This window comes from Elioraea rosea (assembly GCF_007644105.1).
Lineage (GTDB): Bacteria > Pseudomonadota > Alphaproteobacteria > Acetobacterales > Acetobacteraceae > Elioraea_A > Elioraea_A rosea.
This window is the reverse complement of the sequence record NZ_VFAC01000001.1, coordinates 273,475-291,251: the sequence shown is the minus strand read 5'-3', so window position 1 is coordinate 291,251 and position 17,777 is coordinate 273,475. Positions and strand designations below refer to the sequence as shown.

Annotated in this window: 16 protein-coding genes; 5 read left to right on the top strand and 11 right to left on the bottom strand. The window is 68.7% G+C overall.

Annotated elements, in window-relative coordinates:
- Entirely contained in the window at window positions 1–957 is a 957-nt protein-coding gene (locus FIF60_RS01410; protein WP_144183016.1) for a carbohydrate ABC transporter permease, read from the bottom strand.
- 63 nt (window positions 958–1,020) lie between these two features.
- A complete protein-coding gene (locus FIF60_RS01405) occupies window positions 1,021–2,376 on the bottom strand; it encodes an ABC transporter substrate-binding protein (protein WP_144183014.1) in 1,356 nt (451 codons plus the stop codon).
- Window positions 2,377–2,626: 250 nt separating this feature from the next.
- On the opposite strand from FIF60_RS01405, the gene FIF60_RS01400 reads away from it, so the two are divergent.
- Window positions 2,627–3,421, top strand: coding sequence for an HpcH/HpaI aldolase family protein (locus tag FIF60_RS01400; protein WP_239451441.1), 795 nt, complete (start codon window positions 2,627–2,629; stop codon window positions 3,419–3,421).
- A gap of 88 nt (window positions 3,422–3,509) precedes the next feature.
- Here the strand turns inward: FIF60_RS01400 and FIF60_RS01395 are convergent, their stop codons facing one another.
- The 7 genes from FIF60_RS01395 to FIF60_RS01365 are packed head-to-tail and all read right to left on the bottom strand — an operon-like array spanning window position 3,510 to window position 10,426.
- Window positions 3,510–4,214, bottom strand: coding sequence for an RraA family protein (locus FIF60_RS01395; RefSeq protein WP_144183010.1), 705 nt, complete (start codon window positions 4,212–4,214; stop codon window positions 3,510–3,512).
- 33 nt (window positions 4,215–4,247) lie between these two features.
- A complete protein-coding gene (locus FIF60_RS01390) occupies window positions 4,248–5,255 on the bottom strand; it encodes a dimethylarginine dimethylaminohydrolase family protein (RefSeq protein WP_144183008.1) in 1,008 nt (335 codons plus the stop codon).
- Between the two features lie 8 nt (window positions 5,256–5,263).
- Entirely contained in the window at window positions 5,264–6,901 is a 1,638-nt protein-coding gene (locus FIF60_RS01385; RefSeq protein ID WP_239451440.1) for a zinc-binding metallopeptidase family protein, read from the bottom strand.
- Window positions 6,898–7,686 carry an ABC transporter permease gene (locus tag FIF60_RS01380; protein ID WP_144183006.1) on the bottom strand — a complete coding sequence of 263 codons (789 nt, stop codon included), beginning with the start codon at window positions 7,684–7,686 and terminating at the stop codon, window positions 6,898–6,900. The genes FIF60_RS01385 and FIF60_RS01380 overlap by 4 nt, the downstream gene beginning before the upstream one ends.
- Before the next feature lie 5 nt (window positions 7,687–7,691).
- Complete coding sequence (locus FIF60_RS01375; protein WP_144183004.1) at window positions 7,692–8,552, bottom strand: ABC transporter permease; 861 nt, start codon at window positions 8,550–8,552, stop codon at window positions 7,692–7,694.
- Window positions 8,552–9,643: an ABC transporter ATP-binding protein gene (locus FIF60_RS01370; protein ID WP_144183002.1), complete on the bottom strand. Its 1,092-nt coding sequence runs from the start codon at window positions 9,641–9,643 to the stop codon at window positions 8,552–8,554. Before FIF60_RS01370 ends, FIF60_RS01375 begins: the two co-directional genes overlap by 1 nt.
- Before the next feature lie 12 nt (window positions 9,644–9,655).
- The gene (locus FIF60_RS01365) at window positions 9,656–10,426 is read right to left on the bottom strand and encodes a class II aldolase/adducin family protein (protein WP_144183000.1); all 771 of its coding nucleotides are present in this window, start codon (window positions 10,424–10,426) and stop codon (window positions 9,656–9,658) included.
- Window positions 10,427–10,507: 81 nt separating this feature from the next.
- On the opposite strand from FIF60_RS01365, the gene FIF60_RS01360 reads away from it, so the two are divergent.
- Window positions 10,508–11,779 (top strand): M20/M25/M40 family metallo-hydrolase, encoded by a 1,272-nt coding sequence (locus FIF60_RS01360; RefSeq protein ID WP_144182998.1) that lies wholly within the window; start codon window positions 10,508–10,510, stop codon window positions 11,777–11,779.
- Window positions 11,780–11,812: 33 nt separating this feature from the next.
- Here the strand turns inward: FIF60_RS01360 and FIF60_RS01355 are convergent, their stop codons facing one another.
- Entirely contained in the window at window positions 11,813–12,931 is a 1,119-nt protein-coding gene (locus FIF60_RS01355; RefSeq protein ID WP_144182996.1) for an extracellular solute-binding protein, read from the bottom strand.
- Between the two features lie 436 nt (window positions 12,932–13,367).
- On the opposite strand from FIF60_RS01355, the gene FIF60_RS01350 reads away from it, so the two are divergent.
- Window positions 13,368–14,993 (top strand): amidohydrolase, encoded by a 1,626-nt coding sequence (locus tag FIF60_RS01350; RefSeq protein WP_144182994.1) that lies wholly within the window; start codon window positions 13,368–13,370, stop codon window positions 14,991–14,993.
- Here FIF60_RS01350 and FIF60_RS01345 read toward each other — a convergent pair.
- A complete protein-coding gene (locus FIF60_RS01345) occupies window positions 14,990–15,238 on the bottom strand; it encodes a DUF1127 domain-containing protein (protein WP_158639015.1) in 249 nt (82 codons plus the stop codon). The two genes, FIF60_RS01350 and FIF60_RS01345, sit on opposite strands and share 4 nt — an antisense overlap.
- Before the next feature lie 137 nt (window positions 15,239–15,375).
- Here FIF60_RS01345 and FIF60_RS01340 point away from each other — a divergent pair, with 137 nt between their 5' ends.
- Together FIF60_RS01340 and hemN are read left to right on the top strand one after the other, a co-directional pair.
- Window positions 15,376–16,320 carry a LysR substrate-binding domain-containing protein gene (locus tag FIF60_RS01340; RefSeq protein ID WP_144182990.1) on the top strand — a complete coding sequence of 315 codons (945 nt, stop codon included), beginning with the start codon at window positions 15,376–15,378 and terminating at the stop codon, window positions 16,318–16,320.
- A 58-nt stretch (window positions 16,321–16,378) separates the two neighbouring features.
- Window positions 16,379–17,743: an oxygen-independent coproporphyrinogen III oxidase gene (gene hemN / locus FIF60_RS01335; protein WP_144182989.1), complete on the top strand. Its 1,365-nt coding sequence runs from the start codon at window positions 16,379–16,381 to the stop codon at window positions 17,741–17,743.
- Window positions 17,744–17,777: the final 34 nt, after the last annotated feature.

The window sequence follows — 17,777 nt, the reverse complement described above, 5'->3', positions numbered from 1 at the left end:
TCAGGCGATCTCCTTGGTCCGGCGGGTGACGCCGCGAAGGATGAAGAAGGCCGCGACCGCGAGGATCGGCAGCATGAACAGCGACACCGCGGCGCCGCGCGGCAGGTTGCCCGACAGGATGCCGACCTGGAACGCGTAGGTCGCGAACAGGTGCGTCGTGTCGCGCGGGCCTCCATTGGTCAGCACGCGCACGATGTCGTAGTTCGCGAAGGTCACAATCAGGCTGAACAGCACGGTGATGGAGATGATGTTTTGCATCATCGGCAGGGTGATGAACCGGAGCCTCTGCCAGGACGTCGCGCCGTCGATCGAGGCGGCTTCGTAGAGCTGCTCCGGCACGCTCTTGAGCGCGGCGAGGTACATGATCATGAAGAACGGCGCGCCGTACCACACGTTCACCATGATCACCGAGATCCTCGCCCACCAGGGCTGGCCGAGCCAGGGCACGGAGGGGAAGCCGAAGACGTTGATGATCCAGTTGATCGAGGAGTAGGACGGGTCGAACATCCACCACCAGCCGAGCGTCGAGAGCGCAGGCGGGATGACCCATGGGATCAGAAGCATGCCGCGCCACTTCCGCTGCCCCCTCGTGGGGATGTGGTGCAGCATGTGCGCGAGCCAGAACCCGATCAGCGCCTTCAGCAGCACCGCGGTGATGGCGAAGAAGCACGACTGCCAGATGATCATGCGGAACGATTCGGATTCGAGCAGGATCAGGTAGTTGTCGAAGCCGATGTTCGCCCGCATTCGGCGGTTCAGCGTCGAAAGGTAGATCGCCCATGCGGCAGGGTAGGCGACGAGGCCGGCGATCACGAGGATCAGCGGCAGGGTCATCAGGAAGGCGATGGATGAGCGGCGCCGCGCGAGCCGCTCGAGCGAGGACACGCCGGGGCTTCGCCCGCGCGGTCCTCGCGCGACGGGTTGCGTGATCGCCTTGGCTGACCCGTCAGGTGCCATCACAGCCTCATGGGAAGCAGGGCGCCGGCCTGGCGTGCCAGACCGGCGCCGACCATCCGATCGTCAACCGCGCGCGAAGTTGCGCAGCTCGCGTTCTGCCCAGCCGAGCGCATCGTCAACTGACATGCCGCCCTGAGCGATACGAGCGATCAGGCCGGTGTTCAGCCCCTGCGTGTAGGCCTGCACCGCGATCTCCGGCGGGGCCGGTGCGAAGGCCACGGAGGTCTTGGCGTTGTGGTGCGCCTTGATCGGGTAGTTGAACACAACGCCCGGGGGCGGCCCCTCGTTCTTCCACACCGCGAAGTCGTTCATGCTGACGAAGGGCGGAATGTCGTATCCCGCGCTGATCGTCGTCTGCTTCTCGGCGGATTCGCGCTGCGACAGGAACTCGAGCAGTCCCTTGGCCGGGCCGATGTTGCGGCTGAAGTCCCAGATGCCCCAGAAATACGGCAGGTACGGCGTGAACCGGCCTTCCGGGCCCGATGGCATCGGGAAGGTCCACATCTGGTCGAAGTTTTCCATCTTGTCGCGCCGCGCGACGGCATAGGCAGACGGCGGATTGAAGATCAGGGCCGAACGGCCGCTGCCGATCGCCCGGTTGTTGCTGGCATCGTCCCAGGCCCACACATCGTCGGGCAGGACCTTCGAGAGCTTCACCATGTAGTCGACGGCGGCGCGGAGCTTCGGGTTGTTCCGGACCGTCGCCTTGCCATCGGCATCGAGCATCGAGGCGCCGAAGCTGGTGAACAGCGCGCCGAGCCAGTCAACCGCGTCGCTGAACGTCCCCATCGGCAGGCCGAACGGAACGCCCGCGGCATGGCACTTCTCGGCGGCCGCAAGGAACGCGTCCCAGGTCCAGGCGTCAGCACCGGGGCCTGCCTTGTCCTCGGCCGGCCACATCGCCTGCACGTCGAGGCCCGCATGCTGCTTCAGCAGGTCGATACGGCCGAGGCAGGGCTTCATCTGCGTGCCGGAGACGGCGGGGATCGCCGTCCACTTGCCGTCGCGCTTGGCGAGATACTCCGCCGCCGGCGTCACCGCGCCGTACTTCCCGGCCAGCCTTCCCATGACGTCGTCAACCGGTACGAGCTGGTCGGCATAAGCGGCCGGGAACCAGGTCGGGAACGACAGGATATCGTGGCCCGACTTGCTCTGCGCTTCGGCAGCGATGGTGAGCTGAAGCTGGTTGCCGACGGAGGTGATGAAGTCGACCTGCACGTCGACACGCTCGCGCTGGCCCCATTCGGCGCAGAGCTCACGCAGCGCGCCGTTGCCCGCGGGAACCCAGTGGTCCCAGAAGCCGCAGCGGAGCGTCGTGCGCGGCTGGCCATGCACCGCGGGTGCGGCGAGCGCCGTTGCGGCGACGCCGCCAATGCCGGCCTTTAGCGCGCCACGGCGCGTCAGCTTGGATCGAATCATCCCGTTCTCCCTTCCTTCTGTCCCCTGCAGGGTTTCGTGGGTGTCATGCTGCGACGCAACACGTCCCCGATACGTTCTTGGCGAGGGACTGTAATGGTGCTGTATCGGCCGGCGCAACCTCTGGAGCGAATTTCGTGATTGGGCCACCCAGGCATGTGCTGGGCCCGGCTTGGCCCGCGGCGCGCGATGGGCTCAGATGCGGCAGGCGGGGCAGCGGCCCCTGCCATCGACCAACGCGGGAGGACCGATAGTGCGCGCCAACAAGCTTCGTGAGATCTGGAAATCGGGTGGCCATGTCGTCAACGGCTGGTGCGGCATCCCCTCTGGCGTGGCGGCCGAGGCGATGGTCCAGGGCGGCTGGGACAGCCTGACGGTCGATCTCCAGCACGGGCTCGTGCACTACGAGAGCGCGGTGCCCATCCTGCAGGCGATCAGCACCTCCGACATCGTTCCGCTCGCGCGCGTGCCCTGGAACGAGCCAGGCATCATCATGAAGATGCTCGACAGCGGCGCCTACGGCATCATCTGCCCGATGATCAACGACCGCGAGGAGTGCGAGCGTTTCGTGCAGTCCTGCCGCTATCCGCCGAAGGGCTACCGAAGCTTCGGCCCGACGCGCGCCAACTGGTACGCCGGCGCCGACTACTGGAAGGGCGCGAACGACACGGTCGTGACCTTCGCGATGATCGAGACCGCACCCGCGCTCGACAACCTCGATGCGATCATGTCCACGCCCGGTCTCGATGCGATCTATGTCGGCCCGGCCGATCTCGGCCTCGCCCTCGGCGAGGGCCCGGTCGGCGACCCGACGAGCGAGAAGACGCTCGCGACGATGAGGAAGATCTGCGAGACGGCAAAGAAGCACGGCATCGTTCCGGGCACCCACACGTCGAGCCCCGAGGGCGCGCGCCGGATGTTCGAGATGGGCTTCCAGTTCGCCACTGTCCTCGCTGACACCGCGCTGCTGGTGAACGCGGCCAAGGCAGCGGTCGCCGCCGCAAAGGGCAAGGCGCAGGGCGCGACGAAGGGGTCGGGCCCGTACTGAACGCGGAAAGGCCGGGCGGTGTGTGCCGCCCGGCCTCGCATCGAAGCCATCCGCGGGCCGGGTGCCGAAGCGCCCGGCCCGTTTCGTTTCAGTGGATCTCCTCTGCCTTCGACAGCGCCTCGCGCAGCACGTCGATGCTGAAATCGGGCTTCCGGGCAGCGGTGAGGATGACCGCCTCGCGGCGGGACAGAAGGTCGTTCACCTCGGGGATGCGCGCGGCCACGTCATGAGGGATGACGCAGGCGCCGTGACGGTCGGCATGGACGAGCTCGCCGTCATGCACCGTCATGCCATGGATCGACACCGTGACGCCGACGGCGACGACATGCACGAAGGCATGGCTCGGGTTCAGCATGCCCGCGATCATCGGGAAGGGCCGCGCCATCATCGAGAGGTCGCGGATCGAGCCGTTGGTGATGCAGCCTGCGACGCCGAGGCCCTTGTGCACGGTGGTCTGCACCTCGCCCCAGAAGGCGCCCGTGCCCGGCGTGCTGTCGATGTCCTGGATCACCGAGACGTTGGGGCCCGGCTTGGCGGTCGCGACGTGCTCGTAGTAGCGGAGCCTCAGCGCCTTGCGTTCGGCCGGCGACATCGAGGGCGGGGCTTCGGCGCGGATCATCGCCGTGCGCGCGTAGCCGACGAAGATCGCGTCGTCGCTGTCGTTCGTTACGAACGGCTTCGTCGTGAAGCGGATGAGCTGGCGCGGCGAGACGAGCTCCTCGAGCGCGTTGCAGATCGTCGGCGTATCGATCTTCTGCAGTGCGGCGAGCAGCGCCGGGTCATGCTGGGTCATGCTGTTTCCTTCCCTCTTTCTGGATGAATGAGACTAGATCGGGTCGCGGATGAGCGGGGCCGTGGAGCAGTGGATGCCGCCGCCGCCCTGGTACACCGCGCTGTAGGGCACGATGCGCACGCTGATGCCGGCCTGGTCCAGTGCGTCTGCCGTGCGCGGGCTCACCGCATTGGCCATCAGCACGCGCCCTGGCGCCACTGCGAGGCAGTTGATCGTCCACACCGGGTCGTCTGGGTGGATCTCGATCGTGCGGATGCGCATCGCCTTCAGCTCCTCGAGAAACCAGAAGGGAAGCTGCACCGGGTTGATGATCGCGGTGTCGGTGTCGATCATCACGAAGGCACCGTCGATGTGCAGCCTGTAGCCGGTGAGCTGCACGCGCAGCAGCTTCACGCCGAGCACGTTCAGCACCTCCTCGACCTGGCGTGTACCCTCTTCGTTCACCCGCGAGGAGAGACCGATCACCGCGACCTTCGGCGTGATGAAGGCGAATGACCCGCCCTCCATGATGCCCGTGCCGTGGATCGTGCGCAGGATCGGCATGCCAAGGCGGCCGAGCGTTTCGGTCGCCGGCGCTTCCTCGCCGCGGCGGATCGGCGCGCCCATGCGGCAGACGATCGCCCCGCCATCGACGGCGATCACCTGGTCCCGGGTGTAGACCGACTTCATTCGTCCCTTTGCGCAGCGGTCGAGGAACACGACCTCGACGCCTTCCTCCCGCAGCGCGGTGACCAGCCCGTCATGCTGCGCCTGCTGCGTGGCGATGTCGGGGATCTCGCGGCCGCGCCAGTACCAGCCCGTCTCCGGGTCGCCATAGGCGCCGAGTTCCTCGATGCGTTTCGACGGGTCGACGATGGAGAGCTCGTCTCCCGGCCGGTGCATCAGCACCATGCGCAGCCGGCCGACATCATTGGTGCAGCCCCATCGGCGGCCCCACACGGTCTCCTGCTGCGCCTTCGTCTCGAACGCCGGCGAGGGCGCGGAGGCGAAGGTCTTGATCAGCATGTTGTAGCGATATTCGCCTTCGGTCATCGCGCTCATGGCAAACCTCAGCCTGCGAGAGAGGGATCGGGCACGACATACTCTTCGCCGCGCGCGGTGGTGGCGTATTCCGGCCAGCGGAAGCGGATCGGCGCCGGATAGTTCTTTGGAAGCAACGGCCCGAGCCATTTCGAGCCGCCGATGCCGCCGCCGGTGCGCTCGGCGAACTCGGCGCGGGCGGCCTCGAGCGCGGCTGGCTTCTCGAGCAGCTCGACGAAGGTCGCGCCCGTCACCTCTGCCGCCTTGAGCCACATCGGGTCCATGCAGGCTGGCATGCCGCCCATGGCGTAGCGTGTCCATTCCGGCCAGTTCCGCCCCGGCTCGTCGACGCGAAGCTGCGCGCGGCCGACATAGAGGCGCGCGGTGGGGCAGTGCCAGGTCCAGTCGGTGTAGTCGTCGGAGGTGTAGTTCTTCTGCCAGGGCGGCAGGTGCGCGCGCAGCGCGGCCTCGGCCTCTCGCGGGGTGCAGAGGCGGGTGATCTCTGAGGGGAAGGGATCGGCCACGGGGCCCGCCCCGCACGCCGCCCGGATGTCGTTCGCGAAGGCGATCGCCTCGGTGCCGTAGGAGGGAGGGCCGACGCGCGCGAAGTTGCGGAACGTCGTCTCCGCCATCGCATGGTTGGCGAGGCCAGGACGCGTCTTCGTCACCCACGCCTTCTTCACCGTGCAATGCGTCATCGCCGCGACATGGTCCGCGTTCCGGTCGAGCACCGTCCAGACGCGTTCCTGCATGTCGATCGTCGGCGCGCGCAGCGCGTACTGGATGACGGACAGCGCCGGGGGGATGTTGTCCGCGGTCGCCTGGCCCGCCTGCAGGATCGCCTCGTTCAGGCTCCACGCGCCCTGGTGGGGCAGCATGTTCTCCTTCATGTACTTCGCCGTCGTGTACATCAGGCACACGGCATCGATCGCGCCCGGGGCGCGGCTGACGGAGTGCGAGGAATGCACGCCCGTCCGCGCAATGGCGGAGGACCATGTCTCCGGCTCGAGGCACTCGAAGGTATAGATGCGGCTCCAGTACGTCGCGCAGTGCGTGTCCCAAAGGCAGGAATTGGCGAGCGTCAGGAACGACGTCGGGTGCCAGGAGATGGCGGCGGAGAAGTCGTCGTAGTAGCCGTGCGCGGCGTGGATGGGCTTCGAGCCGCACATCTTCTCAGCAGGCTCGCCCATCAGCACGAGCGTGCCCTTGAGCCCGTGCTTCTCCATCGCCGCCTTGGCAGCGAGCGTGCCCGCGAGCGCGCCGATGCCGAGCGCCGAATGCGGGTCGGTGTGGCCGGCCGCATGGATGTGGGTTCCCTTGCGCGGCACGCGGCGCGGCACCGGCTCCTGGCTCGTTCCCGGAACGGCATCGTACTCGGCGATGTTGGCGAGCACGGGCGCGCCTCCGGGGCTTCCGGGCGCGGTCCAGCGCGCGGCGAAGGCCGTCGGCATGCCTGCGCTGCCGACCTCGACCGTGAAGCCCTCCGCGCGCAGCCGCTCGACGAACCACGCGGCGGAGCGGTACTCGCGCCAGGAGGGTTCGGCCAGGCGCCAGATGTGCATGTGGTCCGCCGAGAGCGAGGCGGCATGGTCGGCAACCCAGTCGACCGCCGTCGCCTGCGCCTCGGAGAGCGGGGCGTGGTCTGCCCGCATGGGGTCGTCGCTCATTCGCTGCGTTTCCTTCTCGCCCAGAGATCGACCGCGAGCATGAGCACCGAGGCGAGGATCATCACGCAGGCGGCGACCGCCATGACCGGATCGAGATTCTCGTTGATGCCGTCCCACATGCGGCGCGGCAGGGTGAACAGCGCGCGCGATGCGATGAAGAGGATCAGTACCGCCTCGTCCCACGAGTGGATGAAGGCGAAGATCGCGCCCGACACGATGCCGGGCATAATGCGCGGCAGGATCACCCAGGCGAGCGTCTGGCGCAGGCTCGCCCCCATGCCGCGGGCTGCCTGCTCGAGCCGCGGGTCGAAATTCGCGAGTGCCGTCGTGACGGTGATCACGACGTAGGGGATGCCGGTGACGCCGTGCACGAGGATGACGCCCGTGTAGGTGTCGAGCAGGTCGAGCCTGATCCAGAGCCGGTAGATGCCGAGCGCGTAGACGATCGAGGGAACGATGATCGGCAGCAGCATCAGCACGCGCACGATTTCCGTCGCGCGCGTCGAGAGCTTCCAGCAGCCGATGGCGCAGAGCGTGCCGGTCGATACCGCGAGGATGGTGGAGGCCAGGGCGATGACCAGGCTCTGCCAGGTGGAGGAGAGCCAGCGCTCTGAGGTGAAGAACGCCACGTAGTGCTGCAGCGACAGGGCCTCGTAGGGAAGCGAGAGGAAGCGCTGGTCGGTGAGGCTGATCGGGAAGATGACGGTGATCGGCAGAAGCAGGAACAGCAGCACCGACCACGCGAGGACGTTGGCGACCGGGCCTGCCTGTGCGGAACGGTCCATCGCGCTCAGCCCGAGCCGAACACGCGGCGGATGTCGACGATGCGCGAAAGCGCCCAGAGAAGCAGGACAATGGCGATGAGCAGTGTGCTCGCCATCATCGTGCCGAGGCCCCAGCGGATCAGGTCGAGGATCTGCAGCTTGATGTACTCGGCGATCATCAGCGTCCGCCCGCCGCCGAGGATGGCGGGCGTGACGTAGAAGCCGAGCGAGAAGATGAACACGAGCACGGATGCCGCGATTATGCCGGGGCGCGTGAGCGGCAGGAAAACGCTCCGGAACGCCTCGAAGCGAGAGGCGCCGAGGCCCCGTGCGGCCGGCACCAGACGCGGGTCGATGTCGCGCATCGAGGCGTAGAGGGGCAGCACGGCGTAGGGGATCATGTAGTGCACCATGCCCACCGCGATGCCGAACTCGTTCCAGATGAGCCTCAGCGGCTCGTCGATCAGCCCGGCGCCGATCAGCGCCTCGTTGATGAGCCCCTGGCGGCGCAGAATCGTCACCCACGCGAACGCGCGCACGAGAACGCTGATCCAGAGCGGCAGCAGAATGAACAGGAACATCCAGCGCTGCACGCGCGGCGGCGCAGAGGAGAGCGCATAGGCGACGACATAGCCCGCGAGAAGCGTGATGACGGTGGTGATGATGCAGATGCGGAGGGTGGTGATCCATACGCGTTGCACCGCCTCGCTTGTGATCAGCCGCTCGTAGTTGGAGAGGCCCGGCTCAGGCTCGGTGAAGCTGATCCACAGCACTTCCGCGAGCGGGAAGGCGTAGAAGGCGAGCATCAGGATCAGCGCCGGCGCGATCAGCAGCCACCACGGAAGCGAGGCGCCGAGGACGCGCGATGGCGGTGCCGCGACCGCCATCAGTCGGCGACCACGCGAACCGAGGCGTCCGCCGTCCAGGCGAGATGCACGGCGCGCCCCTCGGAGGGCTCGACCGGGCAGCGCCAGGCCGGAATCGCTGCCTGGACCCGCCCGAGCGGCGTGTCGACCAGAAGCGCGAAGGCAGAGCCGAAATACGACCACGCGGCGATCGTCCCGCTCAGGCCGTTCATCTCAGGCTCGGCGGGCGCGGCCTCGCGCACCTCGATCTTCTCGGGGCGTATGGCGACGAGCACCGGCGCGCCCTTCGCGAGGCCCTCCGCGCCGCCATGCTGCACGAAACGCTGCCCGGCCGCCGCGTAGGAGAAGCCGTCGGCCCGTACCTCCTCGACCACGCCCTCGATGAAGTTCGACTTGCCGAGGAAGTCCGCGACGAACCGTGTGGCGGGCCGTTCGTAGAGCGCGCCAGGCGGGCCCTCCTGAACGAGCCTTCCGTCGCGGAGGATGGCAATGCTGTCGGACATCGACAGCGCCTCCTCCTGGTCGTGCGTAACGTAGATGAAGGTGAGGCCGACGCGCCGGTGCAGGTCCTTCAGCTCGACCTGAAGCTCGGCGCGGAGCTTCTTGTCGAGCGCCGAGAGCGGCTCGTCGAGCAGCAGGAGGGCGGGCTGGAACACGAGCGCGCGGGCGAGCGCGACGCGCTGCTGCTGCCCGCCCGAAAGCTGCTTCGGCAGCCGATCAGCCAGATGGTCGAGTTGCACGAGCGCGAGCGCGTCGGCGACGCGTCGGTCTGCCTCCGCGCGGCCGACCTTCCGCACGCGCAACGGGAAGCCGACATTCTGCGCGACCGTCATGTGCGGGAACAGCGCGTAGCCCTGGAACACCATGCCGAAATTGCGCTTCTCGGGTGGAAGCGGGGTGATCGGCGTGTCGTCGAGCAGGATCTGCCCGGAGGTCGGCGCGACGAAGCCCGCGATCGCCATCAGCAGCGTGGTTTTGCCGGAGCCGGAGGGGCCGAGAAGCGTGACGAAATCGCCCCGCCCGATGGTGAGCGACACGTCGTCCACCGCGCGCACGGGGCCGTAATGCTTGCTGACGCGGTCGACCGTCAGCGCGTGCGACAGCGCTGCCATCAGCGGGAGGCGTCAGTCACGATAGCTCGGGTCCTCGCGGTCGAGCATCCGCCGAAGTGCGGCCCACGGGCGCCAGCCCTTCGAGGTTCCGCCGCTGAACTGGTCGCGCGCCCGCTCGATCACGTCCACGGGGGGGATCGACAGCGTGCGGCCCATCGAGGTTGCGGCGAGCTGGATGCGGCAGGCCTGCTCGAGGTAGTACATGTAGTAGAACGCCTCGGCGACGGTGGCGCCGACGGTGAGAAGCCCGTGGTTCCGCAGAAGCGCGCAGTTCAGCGAGCCGAGGTCGCGCACCAGGCGGCCGCGCTCGCTGAGATTGTCGTCCGCCGCGATGCCCTCGTACTCGTGCACGGCAACGCGGCCGTAGAACTCCATGCTCATCTGGTTCAGCGGCAGGATGCCATCCTCCGTCGCTGCCACCGCCATGCCGGCGAGCGTGTGCGTGTGCATCACGCAATGGGCGTCCTCGCGGCCCATGTGGATCGCGGAATGGATCACGAAGCCTGCCGGGTTCACCGGCCAGATCTGCTCGCCCACCGCATTGCCCTCGACATCGACGACAACAAGGGAGCTCGCCGTGATCTCGGAGAACATCATGCCGTAGGGGTTGATCAGGAAGCGCGGCTCGCCCGCTCCGGGAAGCCGTGCGGAGAGATGGGTGTAGATCAGGTCGTCCATGCCGAAGCGGGCGATCAGCCGATAGGCTGCGGCGAGGTCCTCGCGCAGGTCACGCTCCGAGGGTGCGTGGTTCGGCTGCGGCGGTCGCGGGGCGATGATCGTCATGGCGCATGGTCCCGGTTGGCGTGACGGGGCGGCAGCATCGGCCTAACCTTCCCGCGGTTCAAGACGGGGAAGGCCGGATAAATGCACGGAACTGCCGATCTCGCCGCGGCACGCCGCGCGCTCGTTTCGTACCTGAAGGAAACCGAGAGCGAGCAGGTCGCGCTGCTTCAGCGCTTCCTGCGCAGCCCCTCCGCCAACCCGCCGGGAGACACGCGGCCGGCCGCCGCGATGCTCGGCGGTTTCCTCGAGGCGGCGGGCTGCCCGGCCGAAACCCATGCCGCGCGGCCCGACCTGCCGAACCTGGTCGCGGCATTCGACGGCGCCCGTCCGGGCGGGCACCTCGTGTTCAACGGGCATATCGACGTCTTTCCGCCGAACGACGAGCACGGATGGTCGGGCGAGCTGCGCGACGGCCGGCTCTACGGCCGCGGCGCTGCGGACATGAAGGCGGGTACGATGGCGAGCAGCTTCGCCTTCGCCGCCCTGCATCGCCTGCGCGACGCGCTTCCCGGCCGCGTCACGCTGACGGCTGTGAGCGACGAGCAGACGGGCGGGCGCTGGGGAACGAAGTGGCTGTTCGAGACGATGGGCGATGCGATCCGCGGCGACGTTCTGCTGAACGGCGAGCCCTCGGGCATCAACAACATCCGCTTCATGGAGAAGGGCACGCTGCGCTTCACCGTCACGGTGCGCACGCCGGGTGGCCATGGCGGCTATCCGCATCTCTCCCCGAGCGCGATCAAGATCGCAGCCGAGATCGTGCGTGCGCTCGATTCGTTGCATGGCTTCGCTCCGCCTCTGCCCGAGGCGGTGGCCAAGGCGCTTGGGGACCCGGCCGCGGTCGCTGCTCACGATGCCGGCCTCGGCCAGGGTGCGAGCACCTGGGTGCGGCAGATGACGTTCAATGCCGGGGTGATCCGCGGGGGCAGGAAGGTGAACCAACTTCCCGATCTCTGCGAGCTCGAATGCGACATCCGCTACCCGTGGGGTCTGACGCGCGAGGCCGTGGCGGCGAACGTTGCGCGCATCCTCTCGGCCTTCCCGGGGGCCTCGTGGGAGGTGCACGAGAACCACTCCTACCCGCCCTCGCTCGCACCGCCCGACGACCCCATGGTGCGCATCCTCGCGGACGTGGTGGAGAAGGATCTCGGCGCGCCGCGTCCCGTGCCGTGCTCGAGCCTTGGCGGCTCCGACAGCCGGTATTGGCGCTACGCCGGCGTGCCGGCCTATCTCTACGGGCCTTCGCCCGTCTCGATGGGGCGTGCGGACGAGAACGTGACGGTCGCGGAATTCCTGCACATCACCAAGGCGCACGCGCTCGCGGCGTTCGACTGGCTCGCCTCGCGCGGATGAGGCGACCCTCCTGCCCGAGGGCCGCCTGGCCGGTCAGCCCGTGATGGCGTCGAGGTACTCGGCGTTGGTGGCGATGTAGTTCTGGCCCCACCAATCCGCGCCGATCACCACCTGCTTGGCGGCATTGGCCGGATCGGTCGGGTTGAAGATGCGGAAATTCTCCGGAACCTTCGCCGCCGCCTCCTTGTGCGTCGGCCCGTTGCCGAGGAACTGGAGCAGGCCGACCTGCGGGTCGGGCTTGGACAGCATCGAGCCGAGCAGGCGCTGGGCGAGTTCTCCGGCGGGGTTGCCGCGGGGGATGACGAAGATGCCCTGCTGCAGCACGCCCTGGTTCCAGTCCCACGTTATGCGGCCCTGCGTCTCCTCGTGCAGCACCTTGGCGCGGGTGTGCCAGATCATGCCCATCACCGCCTCGCCCGACCGCATCGCCTGCTCGCTTTCCGACCCCGAGGTCCAGAAGATCAGGTTGCGCCGGATCTCGCGCACGCGGGCGAGAGCGGCGCGCACGTCGAGCGGGTAGAGGTTCTCCTTGGTGCGGCCGAGCGACATCATCGCGGCATCGAGGCTCGCCAGCGCATCGCGTCGCAGAAGCCGCGTGCCTGGGAACTTGCGGAGATCCCAGAAATCGGCCCAGTTCTTCGGCGGCTCGGGGAACTTGGTCTTGTCGTAGACGAGAACCGAGGAGAACGAGTAGGGCGCCGCGCCGAATTCGAGGGTGAAGGACGGGTCGATCACCGTGTCCTTCGGCACGATCGAGTAGTCCACCTTGTTGACGAGGTTCAGCGCGCCGAGCTGGATCGAGGACGAGGAGGAGCTGTCGCAGAGATCCCAGGCCACCCGGCCGGCCTCCACCTGGCTGCGGATGCGGCCAAGCGAGGGCCCGGAACTGTCCTGCACCACGCGCACGCCCTGGTTCTCGGCCATGAAGGGCTCGCCATAGAAGCGGCCGAAGCCCTGGTTGGCGATGCCGCCCCAGTTAACCATCGTGATCTCGCGGGTGCCCTGCGCGCGTGCCCCGCCGGCGGCCACGGGCACGACGCCGAGCGCGGCCATGCCCTTGATCAGCGTGCGCCTGTCGACCCGCCCGCGGCGGTGCAGCTCGTTGGCCAGCGCGATGCAGTCCTGGTGGAAGCTCTGCGGCTCGTCGGTCATCGTCCCTGTCTCCCTCGCGAGGGGCTTGGTGCCCCGTTTCGGGCACGATCATACCGGAGCGGTGACGCGGCGCGAGGGGGCGGGAGCGCGATGGGCGCTCGCGCAGGCCCGCCCCGCCAATTACACGCTCAGGTAGCGCTACCGCAAATGAAACGTCCAAAAACACGAGAATATCGTTAACAGATGTGAAATTCCCCTTGCTCGATGCCCGTTAGGCGGGTAAATCTTCCCCTGCGTTGTCCATTACATTGAGATTTGTCTCATTTTATCGGTTTACCGCCGGCGTGGGGACAGGCGGCGGTTGGGGCGGGCGGCTCGTCGGGGGGCAGGCCACCGCTCCGGGGGGCGGCAGGCCGAGGGGGGCCGCCGCCCCCTTCACATTCAGCCCCGTGCGCGCGACGCTCCGCACCCCATCCGGTGCATGGAGCCCGACAGCATGTCCCTTCGCCCCGACGCCGTTCTCCTGAACGGACGGATCATGACGCTCGACCCCGCCCTGCCCCAGGTCGAGGCGCTGGCCGTCCTGGGCGGGCGGATCGTCGCGCGCGGCAGTACAGCCGAGATGAGGGCACTGGCGGGTCCGGGCACGGCGCTCGAGGATCTCGAGGGCGCGACGGCAATTCCCGGCATCGTCGACAGCCACGCCCACCCCGATGCCTACGCAATCCGCGTCGCCGCCTGGCGGCTGCTCGAGCCCTCCGTGGTGCGCTCGCGCGACGAGCTCCTCTCCATCATCGCGAAGGACTGCGCCGCCCTGCCGAAAGGGCGCTGGTTCGCGGGCTACCGGCTGAACGAGAACAAGTCCGGCGGCTACCCGACGCTTGCGGAGCTCGACAACGCCTCAGGCGGACGGCCGCTCTTCATCCTCCGGACCGATGGGCATCTTGGCCTCGCCAACTCCGCCGCCTTCGCCGCCTGCGGCGTCGGGCCGGATGCCGAGGACCCGGCCTTCGGCCGGTTCGACCGCCACCCCGATACGGGCGCCTTCACAGGGCTCGTCCGCGAAACCGCGGCGCACATCTTCCTCAACGCGGTGCACGGCCAGGACACGGAGGCCGACATCGCGCGGGGGATGATGCTGGTGCACGAGGCATGCCTTCGCCACGGCATCACCAGCGTCTACAACAGCCTCACACCCTCGAAGGCGATCCGTGGCTACCAGGCGATGGCGCGCGAGGATCGGCTGCACGTGCGCACCGGCATCATCGTGTCGGGACGCGAGCAGGGCCTGGTGGAAGCCTTCATCGCCGCCGGCATACGTACGGGCTTCGGCGACGAACGGCTCCGCGTGATCGGCGTGGAATGGTGCCCCGACTGCTCGACCTCCGGCCGCACCGCCGCCTACTGGGAGCCCTATGTCGGCCGCCCGGTGCCCGGCGAGCCCGTGCCGAACACGGGGATGCTTCTCTACGAGGCCGATGACCTCGCCGCGCGCGCCACCGCCGCGCACAAGGCCGGGCTTCTCGTCATGATCGAAGGGGTGGGGGACAGGGGCATCGATTTCGCCCTCGATGCGATCGAGGCAGCGCTCGCCGCCCATCCGGTCGAGGATCACAGGATGCGCGTCGAGCATTGCTGCTACGTCACGCCCGCGGTCCGCGAGCGCATCCGGCGCCTCGGCGTGGTCGACAGCTCCGCCACCGGCTTCATGTGGGAACTCGGTGATGCCTACATCGCCAACCGTGGCCAGGAGGCGATGCGCCACATGTGGCCGCACCGGACGCTGATCGACCAGGGCATCCCCGCGCCCGGCCACAGCGATTTCGCCGTCTGCTCGATGAACCCGTGGACGGCGATTCACGCCATGGTGAACCGGGAGACCGACACGGGCGCCGACCTCGGCCGCGAGGAGGCCATCACCGTCGCCGAGGCGCTTGCCGCCTACACGACGCTCGGGGCCTGGTCGGGCCGCGAGGAGGCGGAAAAGGGGTCGCTGACGGTCGGCCGCCTCGCCGATGTCGCGGTACTCGACCGTGACCCCTTCGCGATCGACACGAAGGACCTGAAGGAGGTGCGGACGCGCGCCACCTTCGTAGGCAGCGCGCGTCGCTTCTCGGCCTAGAGTTCCCGGTCGCCGCGGCGGACCGGCGCGGTATCCCACGGCGCGCGGGCGACCTCGCGCACGACGTCTGCCCGCGACAGGCCGAGATCGTGCAGCATGCGATCGTCGAGCTCGGCGAGCTGGTTTCGCGTCGTCACCGCGACCCACATGCGTCGCACGACCGTCCACAGCGAGGCCGATGCGGGCAGGGCGGCGCCTGCGAGGCCGGCGTTTGCGGGAGAGCGGGCTGCGTCGAGGGCGGACATCGTCCGGGTTCCTTTCGGGGTCGGGCGCGGCGGCCCCATGCCGCCGTGCCATGCACTTTGCGCGGTCCAACTCCATCAGAGAAATGCATTGATGTGATTTGGGCGATCATGAAACATTATCGGTAACGGAGGGGGCCATGAGCGACTCGCACCTGACGGTTCCGACCATCGCGACAGCAAGCCCGAGCGTGCCAACCGGGCTCGACACCGACCTTCTGCGAAGCTTCGTGCTGATCGCGGAGGGCCGCAGTTTCACCCATGCCGCCGCCGTTGTCGGGCGAACCCAGTCCGCCATCTCGATGCAGATGCGCAGGCTCGAGGAGCTGCTCGGCAAGCCGCTCTTCCGCAAGGCCGGGCGCCGCACGGAGCTCACCGAGCATGGGCAGTTCCTGCTCGCGCGCGCCCGCGGCGTTGTCGGCATGACGGACGAGATCGTCGCCGCCTTCCGCGCGCCGCGGCTGACCGGAACCGTGCGCATCGGCGCGCCGGACGACTACGCCACGCGCTACCTGCCCGACATCATGGCGCGCTTCGCCTCCACCCACCCTGACGTCGAGGTGCTGGTGGTGTGCGAGCCGTCGGAGAACCTCGCAGAGATGCTCGAGGCGGGAGAGCTCGACCTCTCGCTCGTCTCGGTCGGCTGCGCGCCGCCGCGCTCGGAGGTCGTGTGGCAGGGGCCGCTTCTCTGGGTCGGCTCGCGCGACCACCCCGATGTGTACAAGCGCGACCCGCTGCCGCTCGCGCTCGGCCATGGCGCCTGCACCTGGCGGCGCAGCGCAGAGCGCGCGCTCGACGATGCCGGTCGGCGTTATCGCGTGGCCTATCTCTCGAACAGCCAGACGGGCCAGCACGCCGCGGTGCTCGCCGGCCTCGCGATCTCCGTCAACACGCCCTGCACGCTGCCGCCGGGGCTGCGCGTTCTCGGTGCCGCCGAGGGGCTGCCGGCGCTGCCGGGATTCTCGATCGCGCTCGCCGTCTCGCCGTCGGCGCGCCAGCCGCTCGCCGATGCGCTGGCGCGGCACATCGCTGCGAGCTTCCGGGCCGAGGCGGCGGCGGACGGGGTGGTCGTGCCTGCGGCTTGATGTCGCTGCTTGATCTGGCGCAAGGACGGCGCCTCCGCCGCGCCGCATCCTTGCGCGCATGGACGCGACCGTTCCCTGGACCGAGCTGATCGCGCGCTGGGACGGACGGATCCCGCGCTACACGAGCTACCCGACGGCGGTGGCCTTCCATTCCGATATCGATGCCGCAACGGTCGATGGCTGGCTCGCCGAGCTCGACCCGTCCGTTCCAGTGTCGCTCTATCTGCACGTGCCGTTCTGCCGGCGCATGTGCTGGTACTGCGGCTGCCACACCGTCGTTGCCAACACGGCCGCGCCCGTCGAGGCCTATGCGCGCGACCTGATCAGCGAGGCGGGGCTGCTTGCCGCGCGGCTGCCGGGGAGGATGCGGCTTGCGCATGTCCACTGGGGCGGCGGCACGCCCTCGATCCTCGGCCCCGATGCTTGGCGCCGTGTCGATGCAGCGATCCGCGCGCTGTTCGATGTCGCCGAGGACGCAGAGATCGCCGTGGAGCTCGACCCGCGCACGATGACGCCGAAGCTGGTCGCAGCGCTCGCCGAGACCGGCGTGACGCGCGCCTCGCTCGGCGTGCAGGATTTCGATGCGCGTGTGCAGGAGGCGGTGAACCGGATCCAGCCCTTCGCCATGGTGGCCGACGCGGTCGCCCGGCTTCGCGGCGCGGGGATCGAGGCGCTCAATCTCGACCTGATGTACGGACTGCCGCATCAGGACGAGCTCTCGGTGGCGCGCACGGCACGCGAGGCGCTCTCGCTCGCACCCGACAGGATCGCGCTCTTCGGCTACGCGCATGTGCCGTGGATGAAGCGCCACCAGCGGCTGATCGAGGAGCGCGATCTTCCCGATGCCGTCTCGCGCCTCGCGCAGTTCCAGGCGGCAAGCAGCGTGTTCGCGGCCGCCGGCTATGCAGTCATCGGCCTCGACCATTTCGCGCGGCCCGGTGACAGGCTTGCCGTGGCCGCGAGCGAAGGCCGGCTCAGGCGCAATTTCCAGGGCTACACGGACGATTCCGCGCCGGTGCTCCTCGGCCTCGGCGCCTCGGCGATCAGCGCCTTGCCGCAGGGCTTCGCGCAGAACGCCGCCGCGGTGCCGGACTGGCGCGCCGCCGTCTTCGCCGGCCGCCTTCCGGCCGTGCGCGGCATCGCGCCGACGGCGGAGGACCGGCTGCGCGGCGCGCTGATCGAGCGGCTGATGTGCGAGATGTCGCTCGATATCGGCGCGGTCTGCCGCGAGCATGGCGTCCATCCCGCCCGCTTCGCGCCTTCGCTCGCGCGCCTCGACGCGATGGCAGCCGATGGGCTGCTCGTGCGGGAGGGCTGGCGGCTTCGCGTCACGCCTGTCGGGCGCGTCTTCCTGCGCTCGATCGCCGCGGTGTTCGACGGCCGCCTCGAGATCACCGAAGGCCGCCACGCCCGGGCCGTTTGAAGCGGGCCTCCGTTGGGGTCTGGACCGCGGGGCG

Bases quoted from the DNA above. Each gene is read 5' to 3' on its own strand.
- FIF60_RS01355 (WP_144182996.1), bottom strand. From the start codon at position 12,931: ATGACCGACGAGCCGCAGAGCTTCCACCAGGACTGCATCGCGCTGGCC.
- FIF60_RS01385 (WP_239451440.1), bottom strand. From the start codon at position 6,901: ATGAGCGACGACCCCATGCGGGCAGACCACGCCCCGCTCTCCGAGGCG.
- FIF60_RS01390 (WP_144183008.1), bottom strand. From the start codon at position 5,255: ATGAGCGCGATGACCGAAGGCGAATATCGCTACAACATGCTGATCAAG.
- FIF60_RS01360 (WP_144182998.1), top strand. From the start codon at position 10,508: ATGCACGGAACTGCCGATCTCGCCGCGGCACGCCGCGCGCTCGTTTCG.
- FIF60_RS01340 (WP_144182990.1), top strand. From the start codon at position 15,376: ATGAGCGACTCGCACCTGACGGTTCCGACCATCGCGACAGCAAGCCCG.
- FIF60_RS01365 (WP_144183000.1), bottom strand. From the start codon at position 10,426: ATGACGATCATCGCCCCGCGACCGCCGCAGCCGAACCACGCACCCTCG.
- FIF60_RS01410 (WP_144183016.1), bottom strand. From the start codon at position 957: ATGGCACCTGACGGGTCAGCCAAGGCGATCACGCAACCCGTCGCGCGA.
- FIF60_RS01375 (WP_144183004.1), bottom strand. From the start codon at position 8,552: ATGGCGGTCGCGGCACCGCCATCGCGCGTCCTCGGCGCCTCGCTTCCG.
- FIF60_RS01350 (WP_144182994.1), top strand. From the start codon at position 13,368: ATGTCCCTTCGCCCCGACGCCGTTCTCCTGAACGGACGGATCATGACG.
- FIF60_RS01370 (WP_144183002.1), bottom strand. From the start codon at position 9,643: ATGGCAGCGCTGTCGCACGCGCTGACGGTCGACCGCGTCAGCAAGCAT.
- FIF60_RS01345 (WP_158639015.1), bottom strand. From the start codon at position 15,238: ATGTCCGCCCTCGACGCAGCCCGCTCTCCCGCAAACGCCGGCCTCGCA.
- FIF60_RS01405 (WP_144183014.1), bottom strand. From the start codon at position 2,376: ATGATTCGATCCAAGCTGACGCGCCGTGGCGCGCTAAAGGCCGGCATT.
- hemN (WP_144182989.1), top strand. From the start codon at position 16,379: ATGGACGCGACCGTTCCCTGGACCGAGCTGATCGCGCGCTGGGACGGA.
- FIF60_RS01395 (WP_144183010.1), bottom strand. From the start codon at position 4,214: ATGACCCAGCATGACCCGGCGCTGCTCGCCGCACTGCAGAAGATCGAT.
- FIF60_RS01380 (WP_144183006.1), bottom strand. From the start codon at position 7,686: ATGGACCGTTCCGCACAGGCAGGCCCGGTCGCCAACGTCCTCGCGTGG.